We start from the raw sequence: 11,051 nt of genomic DNA, 5'->3' as shown, positions 1-11,051 counted from the left end.
TGTGGCAATACAAGTCTATTGAATAAATAATGTCACCTTCTAAAACAAAGGTATGTAGTTGCGCTTCAGCGCTCCGATCTTATATATATTAAGAGCGCTCAAGCGCAACAACGTACCTATTTAACCCTGAGATGGTACTAGATTCGCTTACAAACGATCGCAATACCACACGCCCCCAGCATTGCCACAACCGACGGTACCAAAGGCACCCACCAACCCTGGATTAGCAAAAACCAGCAAATTCCGACCAAAATCCCCGCAAAAGCGATCGCCCGCAACACCGCAAACAGCCTGCGCCGGCTGACAATCGCGATCGCGCTACCAACTGCTGCGCCGCCCAAAATCCACAGCATTTCCTGCCACACAGGCACAATTTGTAGCAGCGGGCGCCCATCCAAAGCAGCACTGATAATTTGACTCGACATTTGCGCTTGAAGTAACACCCCCGGCATTTTCTGGTAAGGTATTTCTCGCGCGCTGTAGGGTGTAAAAAAATCATCGGGATTGGAAATGGGCGCCGTCACACCTATAAAAATAATTCGGTCTTTAATCAAATTGGGACTAACTTTTCCTTCTAACAGTTCTGTCAGGCTAACTCGCTGAATAAAAGTTCGGGGCGATCGATAATTTAGCATAATTTGAAAGCCGCGATTGTCCAGGTTTTGATAAGCGCCTGTACTGCCGTGAATTGGTGCAAAAACTGCCTTTCTCAGCCCTATCTTATCTCCTGACAAAGTTTCTGGTGTGATGCCTTTTGCTGCTAGGTAATGGAGCGCAGCCCTCATGCTCAAAGAGTGTTCTGTAGCACAAAGATCGGTTGTCTGCGGCTGCATAAACAGCAAGTGGCGGCGGAGAATGCCGTCGGCATCAGCCACCACATCGCTGAACCCGAGGCGCTCTTTTGGCAGTGCAGGTGGCGGTTTGATGCCGCATTTGTTCGGTTTGCCGCTTTCTTTGACGCTGCACAAACCAATTAAACTTCGATCGCTCTGAAAGCTAGCAGCCAATGCTGCATAACCGACTCCGGAGGGGCGAGGGCGAAAGATATCCAGGGCAATCGTTTGCGGCCGATATTGTGCTAAATTTGCTACTGCTTGGGCGATCGTCCCATCCGGCAGCGGAAAGCCGTATTTTTCGATATCCGTTTCCGTTGCTTCCACCAGCAACAAACGCGAATCCGAGCTTTCGGCGGGACGCAGGCGCATCAATTGGTCAAAAGCTTGCAATTCCCATATTTGCAGCCAGCCCAGCGATCGCATTCCCGTGACAGAAACAGCACTAATTGCGATCGCCAACAGCCCGATTTGTAAGCGCCGCCTCCAAGGAAAAGGTGCTGGTTTATTTGCCAACTCTTGCCAAGTCGGCGGATTGGCAGCAGGATTTTGACAAATTACCGGCAGCCAATCCGCAGCGGGAATTTCTGACTCGCATTCTGCCAATCTTTGCCTCGCGAGGCGCACTGACACATACAAAGATTCCCCGCTGCAAAAAGAGGCGAGAAAATACTTTAAAAAATCTTGGGCAACTCGATCGCATACAGGTTCTCGCATTACGATCGTTTGCGGGATGCCCAAATCTTCAAACTGCCGCGCTATGCCCAATCCATCGCAAGAATTCAAAATAGCCAACTGCAAGCCACGGTTAACCGCTAGCTTGAAGCCTTGTTTCAGCTCTTCTACTGTTAAACTCTCGGTTTTATTGATATAAAATTTTCCCGATCGCCCGGATGGATCGCTGTCACTATGTCCCGCAAAAAATAAGATATCCCAGTTGTTTTCCCAAAGTTCTTGACAGATTTTTCTGCGATTTGGTTCGACCAAAAAAGTAACTTCTGCTGATGGCAATCCTTCCAGAAGTTTGCAGTCTTGTTCAATATTAATATTTTCACTATTCCCCAAAATTGCTAAAATCTTTACGCGATTTGCAGGGTATTTTTCCAAATCCGCAGATCCCCCCCAGCCCCCCTTAAAAAGGGGGGAGAATTCACTCAAAGTCCCCCTTCTTAAGGGGGATTTAGGGGGATCTGAAATCGGTATTTTTTTATAAGCTGTGGCGCTCAAGGCAATTTCGGCTTTCGGATACCCATTGAAAATATTCCAACAGTACCACGGTAAACGCCGCAAAACGATATCATCAGTTTTGATTAAAAATCGAACTGTATCCGATGGGTTTAATTGTACGAGTAATGTGTCTTTGAGTTTACGAAACGGTTCAGAGTCAAGCCAGCTATTGATTTGCAGGCTTAATTGTTCCGCCAACTCGCGACACTTGGACAACTGTGCTGTACGAGATTCGCTAATGGTAATTGCGATCGGCTTAATGCGGAAATCTCCCAAACTGCGGTAGACTGACTGCCAGCGATCGTAGTTGTCAGCTATTTCTAGTTTCGGAGGCAGGAAACCTTGGATTTCTACTGTGGCCCGTTCTCCTTCCGGGCCGATTTCCAGAGTAGCTCGCACGCCTTTTGTCAAGTTATCATCTAGCTTTAAGACAACTAATTTTTCCATGGTTGACACTCTCAGGTTTTTGATACACTGAGATTTTTGATTCCCCAAGCCAACTTCCTGGTAAAGGTTCAATTTTAATGCTGAACAGCTTATAACCAGCGGGCCGATTTAAGCGACAAAATTCTCTGCAATACAGACTTCTTTCAGTTTTACCACAACGCTGAAACATTCTCCGCGATCGGCAGCAAATTCCAGTGTCATGCAGCCGTTGTCTTTTTTGACGGCACAAGCTTCCATGACAGTCGTTCCTTCGCCGTCGATGAGTTTCAGAGTCAGGTTGAGCGGCAAGCTGTCCGCACCGGCGATCGGATGCACCTGTACTTTAATATTAATATCAGTATCAGTCGTTGGTGCGATCGCCACCAGCAAAGCTACAGATTCGGCGGGTACTCCTACACCCCTATCTAAATTAGGTTTTCCCCGAAAATAGTTGAGGGTTGTTGATACTGGTTCCGAGATATCTGGTGTCAGATGGATCGTCTTAGCCCGCACGACTGCGCTACCGTAACGAAAAGCTAAACTAGGTTCTGGCGGCGCTAAAACTTCTGCTACAGACTGCCAACTGGCCTCGAAAATATTGTGCAGCCACTGACTGAGTTGTACAGCTTTTTTGCTGCGTTTCAGACTATCCAAATGTAGCAGCAATTTTTCAAAACTTTGTAATTTGTCGATCGCCAACTCGCCAGCACTTGCAGTTGCCATAAATCCCAGCAAAGTAGCTTCTTGCCGCTGTGTATCGATTTCAACTGCTACTAAACCAATGCGATCGTCAGGTATTTCCAGCGGAATGTCACAAAACTTGCCAGACTTCACAGGGCGGCATTCCAAATAGCCAAATTGAGTTAATTTCAAATCTGCTGCATCGGTGTAAAGGCGCATCGCAGGGTTCCAACTGTCGCTGGCTTTCAAATCTGTAGGAATATCCATCATTTCCATGTAATCTTTCACTGCACATACAGCTAAAGTGTTGAAATAAACTTGGTCTCTTTTTTCTGCTGTGCTCAATCCTTTAATATTTGAAAATTTCTCTGCCAGCCGCAGCGCTGCGGTGGTAATGGGCAGTGGAATAGATGATTGCCTGATATTGTTAAGGTTGCCATTCATCGGGATTCTCCTCTGTGAACTATAGTTTTAGGATGAAAATTCAAAAACAGACTTTTCTCTAGCCTTTCTCAGGTAAGTCAATTACAGATATAGCCTTTCGAGCTCTCATATGAGGTACCCGACGTGCATAGGGCATAGGGCATAGGGCATAGGGCATAGGGCATAGGGCATGGTGCATACCTCACTTTTTTGAGAACCGCTATAGCAACTATTAGAAATTACCAATTACCCAATAGTAAGGGTTGTTACTCCCCGTATTTCTAGGCTTTTTGAAGAGCGACATTTTACTTTTAGTCTAACAAACATCGCTATTAACTATCAACTATCAACTATCAACTGTCAACTGTCAACTGTCAACTGTCAACTGTCAACTATCAACTATCAACTGTCAACTGTCAACTGTCAACTGTCAACTGTCAACTGTCAACTGTCAACTGTTATTCCAGATATCCTTGCTTTTTGGCAAAATTTCGCAAGCGGGGCAAACATTCTCTTTTATAAAAGTTGGGCGCAGTTGACGGTGGCAAGTTAAATTCAAGACCAATCTTTTCCCAGCAAGTCTCCGGAGGAAGACGTTTCAAAATTAAGATTTGGCAAGTGACATCGGGACGTTTTTTGATGTGAACGCTTTTTAACTCTCCCTCGGGATCTGCCAGCACCCATTTTTTAGTCTCTTCTAGGATAACTAGCGGACTGTCAGAATGAGTCGGCGGATTTTCGACATTATAAATAATGTTAATTGCTTCTGAATCTTCGGAAATTGACGGCGAAATAACTCTATTTTGGTGTTCTATTTGTGAGATTGAGAAGTCTTTCAGCCGCATCTTGAGATATTTGTCTAGCCAAGTAATGACGCTGCCCAGATTCGGATCGTAAGGTTTGTTTGTGGTATTGTCTTTGCAAACACAAACATTGCGACAAAAATACACCCAAGTTTGCTGCAAAGCATCGTTATAATGAGGCGTCGCTTCTTGCCAAAGTTTGCCAGATTTCACAATCAGCCTCACTATCTCGCTGAGTTTTTGCCGCCGCATCAAGCTTTTGGGCGGATGCGAACAAGCTTCAGCAACTAGCTGTTGCAGTTGTTGGCTTAAATTGTTTTTTTCATCCTTGGTTTCGGACATCGGCGAGGGCCTCCTGAAGAGTCTCTGGATGAATGCTAGACACGGCATTTGCGGGTTGAGTTTCCACAATAGAATCGCTGAGTTGATGTTTGGTAGCCAAACAAGTGTTGTCTGATAATCAGTTATCAGCATCCTGCGAGAAATTTTCGCGAAAATTCCACAAAAATTTTTGAAATATTTAGTTGACAAATGCCATCGAATAAGGTAAGTGTCGATTTTTGAGGCTGTGCCGCGTATGCGTCCTTTGTCTTCTCTGCGTTTGTGGGCAACAGCCCCGAATTCTGCTAGTCGAAAGCGCGATCGCCCTTTTATGTCTAACGAGCGACTTGCTTATTTGCTGAGAAATCATATACTTTGTCAAGTTAAGAAAATATTTTTTGATTGATCCAGGAGTAAGCAAAAAAAATGTACATCGTACAAATTGCCTCAGAGTGCGCCCCCGTCATCAAAGCAGGGGGTTTGGGCGACGTAGTTTATGGGTTGAGTCGGGAGTTGCAGAATTCCGGTAACGCCGTCGAGATTATTCTGCCCAAGTATGACTGCATGAGGTACGACCACATTTGGGGGCTGCACGATGCCTATCGGGATTTGGCGGTGCCCTGGTACGGCGGCGAAATCCTTTGCGATGTGTACTGCGGCTGGGTGCACGGGGTGTTGTGTTTTTTCATCGAACCTCGATCGCAAGATAACTTTTTTAACCGAGGCTATTATTACGGTGGCAACGATGACAATATGCGGTTTGCATTTTTTAGCAAAGCTGCTTTGGAATTTTTGCTCAGAAGCAACAAGCGCCCGGATGTGATTCACTGTCACGACTGGCAAACTGGCTTGATTCCAGTCATGCTGTTTGAAATTTACAAATACAATTGGATGGAAAATCAGCGAGTCTGCTATACCATTCACAATTTCAAACATCAAGGTATGGGCGGCAGCGAGGTTTTGCAAGCAACGGGTTTGAATCGAGATGATTATTATTTTCAGTACGATCGCCTGCAAGATAATTTTAACCCCTTTGCCATCAATTTTATGAAAGGTGGCATTGTGTACTCGAACTTTGTGACGACGGTTTCGCCGCACCACGCTTGGGAAGCTCATGTCGGCGAGTTCGGCTACGGTTTGGGCCACACTTTGCATTTATATCAAGACAAATTTCGCGGGGTGCTCAACGGCATCGATTACGACGTGTGGAATCCCGAGAGCGATCGCTATATTCCGCAACACTACACTGCGGAGGATTTGGCAGGAAAAGCCGAAACTAAAACAGCTTTGCGCGATCGGCTGTTAATGCGCGATGCTGACAAGCCTCTGATTACCTTTATCGGTCGTTTGGACGACCAAAAAGGCGTTCACCTCGTCCACCATGCAATTTATTACTGTCTGAGCAAAGGCGCGCAATTCGTACTTTTGGGTTCGGCGACGGAAGCGGGAATTAACGCGCATTTTCAGCACGAAAAATGGGTTTTAAATGACAATCCTGACTGCCATTTAGAACTGGGTTTTAATGAGGAACTGTCGCACTTAATTTACGCGGGTGCGGATATGATTGTGGTGCCGAGCAATTACGAACCCTGCGGGCTGACTCAGATGATCGGGTTGCGGTACGGTACGGTGCCTGTGGTGCGGGGCGTGGGCGGTTTGGTGAATACGGTGTTCGATCGCGATTACGACACCAACCACTTACCGGAAGAGCGCAACGGCTACGTATTTCACCAAACGGACTACTGCGCTTTAGAGTCGGCGCTCGATCGGGCGATCGGATTGTGGTATGACTACCATGATGACTTTGAAAAACTCATGATTCAAGGGATGAATTGCGATAATTCGTGGAAATATCCAGCTAAAGACTATGTGGAAATTTACGAACTAATTCGACACAAATAAGTTAGTCAGTAGTCATTAGTCATTAGTCATTGGTCATTGGTAATTAGTCATTGGGAGAGCATCTCACTTTTGCAAAAAAGCAATTTCTTTACAGTGCGAGCGTCCCCGCTCGCGATCTATAATCGCTCGCGGGGACGCTCGCACTATAAAATCAAAACATCAAAACTGAGATGCTCCCGTCATTGGTCATTGGTCATTGGTCATTGGTCAGTAGTCAGTAGTCATTGGTCATGGGTAATTGGTAATTGGTAATGGGTAATTGGTCAACTGCCAACTGCCAACTGCCAACTGCCAACTGTCAACTGTCAACTGTCAACTGTCAACTGTCAACAGAGATAATGTTTTGGGTGAAAAGGCGGGGGCGGAAAGTACGAATGTAGCTTGTAGGGTTTTCTTGCCTGTCGGTGCGAAGTGCGATCGCACAAGATAGAAGTATAGAAATTAAACGGCTGGTGTTCGCCCGCCCTACACAAAATGAACTCACAACAACTAGAACAACAAGTAACAATCCTCCAAGACGAAACAGCCGCCTCCGGAAATTCAGCCAACCCAACAGTTGAAACTCCTTTATTCACCTCAGAGTTCGTAACAGAGGAAAAAGTTAGAGTGGAAGAATTTAAGATTAGCGCCGACAGTTTAATTGGTAAAGTCAAAGAATTAATTGAGCAAGGAAAACTCCGCCGCCTCGCGATCAAAAACTCAGAAGGGCGGATTTTAGCAGACATTCCGCTGATGGCGGGATTGGTAGGCGGCGTTGCAGGGAGTGTAGTCTTTCCAATTGCTGCTGTATTGGCAACAGTTGGGGCAGTTGTCGCTCATTTGACTGTGGTTATCGAGCGAAAAGAGTAATAGGTACGTAGTTGCGCTTCAGCGCTCTTAGGATCGGAAATTAAATAATTTACACAAATTTGTGGGATGGGCTCGGGTGGCCCATCCCACGAACCATCAAACTGTAAGTTATAGCGATTCTCAAAAAGATTTGCGGACGTTGTTGGGCTTGGGCCCTCTTAGTGGAACTGGTTATGTAACCTGTCAATCGTACCTCATCTTTTTGATAAAGGCTATATTTAATTCTCAGTCCTTACATATATAATAAGAAAGAGCGCTGAAGCGCAACAACATACCAGAGTTATAAAAGGTACGTAGTTGCGCTTTAAAAGAGCGCTGAAGCGCAACTACATACGAATGCACCCGTAATTTTTATTATTTTATTTGAGAATATTTGGTTTCCGGGAATTATCTTGCATCCGGTTATATTAAACCTGTTTATTCTCGTCTTGCGTAGATCGGAAAGTTCATTCAGTCGGGAATATAATTCCCAGAATTATTGTTGGCTCGGCACGAGTTGTATTTGTGTTAGAGTACAAATTCTAGTTGTGCGATCGCGCGATTTCTCGCATCTTCGATGCAGTCGATCGCACTTTTGGCAAAAACTTGGCTTTTGGCAACAAATCGGCGATCGTTCAAATGGTCGTAAGCTTCCCAATTACCGCTAACTTCGCGATCGTGCCACAGAAACCAGCCGCGGTAGATTTCCCCGCTATCAATATCATCGCACAGCACCAGCCAATCATCACCCGTGAGAGCGCTGTTATCTAAGGCTACCAATTCAACCCACGCTAATGCAGTGCAGGCATCGATCGCATCAGCATCAACGGAGTTAGATTCTGTAGTGGTAGATTGTGGCGAGCAAAGTGTAGACTTCATAAATTCTCCTGAATGAAATAAATGGATTTATGCTATTTATGCAACTGATGGGGGACAGGAATTGGAAAAATGGTATTCTGATGAATTTGCGGTTGGTCAAATTTACCAGCGGCCGATGCTTCTGTTAAATTATTAAGTGTATTAATTGTCACAATTGAAGCAGTTCCTAAGGCGGCCATTGCCAATCGGTGTAGAATTTTGTTCATGGTGATGCTCCTGGGTTTTCCTTGATGTATCTACTCTAAAAAAAATCAGTGGTTGCTCGCAGGGGAGATTGGGGAGTTAAGATTTTTTTTTCTTTTCAAATATATTCACAGGTTGAAGCCGTTATCAGGACAGAGTTTGAGAAAGTCGATCGCCTAAAAACCCTCTACAAGTAAAATTCCTTAAATTCCGGCGGGCTGACTATCTCCCTTAAAATCGCTTAAAATAGGAACTTAAGGCGTTAAAGTTCCTAGATTCCTTCCCATTTCAGTGCAACAGAAGTGCTCAAGTCAAAACGCGATCGCGGTCGAATTCTCACAGCCCCTGGCTTAAAGAAACTTAATGAGGCGCTCCAAGAATGGTCTGACCGATATAACATTAGAGGTACTCTGACGGAAATCGAGGCCGAGTCGGGCGTTGGCGCGGATACTGTCAGCAAAATTAAGCAGGGTAGAGAAGGTGCGGATCTCAGCAAACTGCGACAGTTGTTCGCGGCGTTTGAGTTGACTCTGACAAATGGCGACCATCGATCGGCTAAACTAGACGATGCCGAAGATGTCGCTGAGTCGGACAATTTGCCCGCGGCAAGGGAAACAGCCCGCAGCAACAGAAGTGTTAAAGTATTTGTGAGTTATCGCAGCGCCGAACCCGATCGCGAATTGGGAAAACAGTTAGAAACGGCCTTAAGTGCGATCGGTCATACAGTCTTCACAGCCGAAAATAACATTAGATTGGGAGATAATTGGTTCGATCGCATAAACTACTTCCTCAAAGAATGCGATTATTTGCTATTGCTATTGCCGCCAACAGTCAGCCAAAGCGAACTGCTAACATATCAAGTCCAGCAAGCCAAAGAACTGCAAGACTCTCGCCCTGACAAGAAACCAATAATTTTACCGATTCGCGTCGGTTTTCCCTTAAACGTGCCTCTAAACCACGATTTGCGGGGCTATCTGTACCGAATCGAACAGAGGGAATGGCAAAAGGACGGCGACACTCCAATTCTGATCGAAGAAGTGTTGAAATTGCTAGCAGAAACTCCCGCACCAGTCAAAGAACAACCGGAAGATTTAACACCAAACCAAGTATTAGAAATTAGCAGCGACGAAATACCTCTACCCAGCGCCGAACCGGAATTACCCGGAGGACAAGTCGATGTCGCTTCTCAATTTTATGTAGAACGCCCGCCCATCGAAGAACGTTGCTATCAAACTATTTTGCAGCCCAGCGCGTTAATTAGAATTAAAGCGCCGAGACAAATGGGCAAAACATCCTTGATGGCAAGAATTTTGCATCACGGAACCCGTCAAGGTTATTGTACAGTGCCACTAACTTTTCAGTTAGTAGATAAAAGTGTATTCGCCAACTTAGATAAATTCTTAAAATGGTTTTGCGCTTACGTCGGACGCGAATTGCACTTAGCCAATCAACTAGACGATTATTGGGACGATATTTTTGGCAGCAAAGTCAACTGCAAAGATTACTTTGAGAAATACATCTTACCCCAAATCGATAGTCCTCTAATTTTAGGATTAGACGAGATCGATCGCGTTTTCCAATATCCCGACATAGCCGAAGACTTTTTAGGACTGCTGCGGGCGTGGCACGAAGAATCGAAGCGGCGGGATATCTGGAAAAAACTGCGATTAATCGTAGTACATTCCACCGAAGTTTACATCCCGATGAACATCAATCAATCGCCCTTCAACGTCGGCTTACCCGTAGACTTGCCCGAATTCAACGCTGGGCAAATCCAAGACTTAGCAGCGCGGCACAATTTAAGTTGGTCAGATGCCGAAGTTGAGCAACTTACGGCAATAGTCGGCGGTCATCCGTATTTAGTACGAGTTGCACTATATCACATTTCGCGAGGTGATTTGACTATTGATGAATTAAAAGAAAGTGCGATCGCCGATGCGGGAATTTACAGCGATCACTTGCGCCGCCAACTGTGGAATTTAGAAGAATATCCAGAGTTAGCTGCGGGGATGAGAGAGATTGCGGCGGCGGATTCTGGGGTGCAATTAAAGGCGATTCAGGCGTTCAAGTTGGACAGTTTGGGGTTGGTAAAGTTGCAGGGAAACGAGTGCGTGCCGAGGTGCGAGTTGTACCGGCAATATTTTCGATCGCACTTGAGCGCGATCGGGTAAAATATTGAGCGATTAGGTATCATATAATTCCAGATATTGTAGATACTGTCTTGAGCTGTCAAGGGGTAGCAAGTAAATAATTGGGATCGAAAGGCTTTTGGGACTTTAAAATACCAAAAGCCAAATGCACCAATTTCCGCATCAAAGCGCCAATCACCTGCATTTTGACCTGGACACGACCCAATAATCGCTCAGTCATAGCTTTGAGTAAGGGATTACAACGCATCGCCACCACAGCAGGCATATACAAAGCCTTTCGCAGTCGGACATTTCCGGTACAAGATAAACGAGTTTTGCCATGTACAGAAGTTCCTGAGCTACGCTCACAGGGAGTTAAACCTGCATAGGCTGCCAGTTGACGAGCATTCTTATAA

10 protein-coding genes are annotated in these 11,051 nt (G+C 45.5%); 4 read left to right on the top strand and 6 right to left on the bottom strand.

Annotated elements, in window-relative coordinates; translation table 11 throughout:
- Nucleotides 1-137: 137 nt before the first annotated feature.
- The 3 genes from JGK16_RS30675 to JGK16_RS30665 all read right to left on the bottom strand — a co-directional run bounded on the left by JGK16_RS30675 (nucleotide 138) and on the right by JGK16_RS30665 (nucleotide 4,735).
- A complete protein-coding gene (locus JGK16_RS30675; RefSeq protein WP_293185683.1) occupies nucleotides 138-2,507 on the bottom strand; it encodes a CHASE2 domain-containing protein in 2,370 nt (789 codons plus the stop codon).
- 108 nt (nucleotides 2,508-2,615) lie between these two features.
- The gene (locus tag JGK16_RS30670; RefSeq protein ID WP_293185682.1) at nucleotides 2,616-3,611 is read right to left on the bottom strand and encodes a DUF1822 family protein; all 996 of its coding nucleotides are present in this window, start codon (nucleotides 3,609-3,611) and stop codon (nucleotides 2,616-2,618) included.
- A 437-nt stretch (nucleotides 3,612-4,048) separates the two neighbouring features.
- Nucleotides 4,049-4,735, bottom strand: coding sequence for a sigma-70 family RNA polymerase sigma factor (locus JGK16_RS30665; protein ID WP_293185680.1), 687 nt, complete (start codon nucleotides 4,733-4,735; stop codon nucleotides 4,049-4,051).
- Nucleotides 4,736-5,140: 405 nt separating this feature from the next.
- On the opposite strand from JGK16_RS30665, the gene glgA reads away from it, so the two are divergent.
- The 3 genes from glgA to JGK16_RS30650 all read left to right on the top strand — a co-directional run bounded on the left by glgA (nucleotide 5,141) and on the right by JGK16_RS30650 (nucleotide 7,465).
- Nucleotides 5,141-6,616, top strand: a complete 1,476-nt coding sequence (gene glgA / locus JGK16_RS30660; RefSeq protein WP_293185678.1) for a glycogen synthase GlgA — start codon at nucleotides 5,141-5,143, stop codon at nucleotides 6,614-6,616.
- A gap of 259 nt (nucleotides 6,617-6,875) precedes the next feature.
- A complete protein-coding gene (locus JGK16_RS30655; RefSeq protein ID WP_293193630.1) occupies nucleotides 6,876-7,046 on the top strand; it encodes a hypothetical protein in 171 nt (56 codons plus the stop codon).
- Between the two features lie 44 nt (nucleotides 7,047-7,090).
- Nucleotides 7,091-7,465 (top strand): DUF4342 domain-containing protein, encoded by a 375-nt coding sequence (locus JGK16_RS30650; RefSeq protein WP_293193632.1) that lies wholly within the window; start codon nucleotides 7,091-7,093, stop codon nucleotides 7,463-7,465.
- 507 nt (nucleotides 7,466-7,972) lie between these two features.
- On the opposite strand, the gene JGK16_RS30645 is transcribed toward JGK16_RS30650, so the two are convergent.
- Together JGK16_RS30645 and JGK16_RS30640 are read right to left on the bottom strand one after the other, a co-directional pair.
- Nucleotides 7,973-8,323, bottom strand: a complete 351-nt coding sequence (locus tag JGK16_RS30645) for a hypothetical protein (protein ID WP_293185672.1) — start codon at nucleotides 8,321-8,323, stop codon at nucleotides 7,973-7,975.
- 32 nt (nucleotides 8,324-8,355) lie between these two features.
- Nucleotides 8,356-8,529 carry a hypothetical protein gene (locus tag JGK16_RS30640; RefSeq protein WP_293185671.1) on the bottom strand — a complete coding sequence of 58 codons (174 nt, stop codon included), beginning with the start codon at nucleotides 8,527-8,529 and terminating at the stop codon, nucleotides 8,356-8,358.
- A 279-nt stretch (nucleotides 8,530-8,808) separates the two neighbouring features.
- Between JGK16_RS30640 and JGK16_RS30635 the strand changes: the two genes are divergently transcribed.
- On the top strand, nucleotides 8,809-10,677 hold the full coding sequence (locus JGK16_RS30635; protein WP_293193634.1) for an AAA-like domain-containing protein: 1,869 nt from the start codon (nucleotides 8,809-8,811) through the stop codon (nucleotides 10,675-10,677).
- Between the two features lie 58 nt (nucleotides 10,678-10,735).
- Here the strand turns inward: JGK16_RS30635 and JGK16_RS30630 are convergent.
- A partial coding sequence (locus JGK16_RS30630; RefSeq protein ID WP_293193636.1) for a transposase occupies nucleotides 10,736-11,051 on the bottom strand: 316 nt, incomplete at its 5' end.

This window comes from Microcoleus sp. PH2017_09_SFU_O_A, assembly GCF_020738625.1.
GTDB lineage: Bacteria > Cyanobacteriota > Cyanobacteriia > Cyanobacteriales > Microcoleaceae > Microcoleus.
Note: the sequence above shows the minus strand (reverse complement) of the source record. Positions and strands in the feature narration are given on the sequence as shown.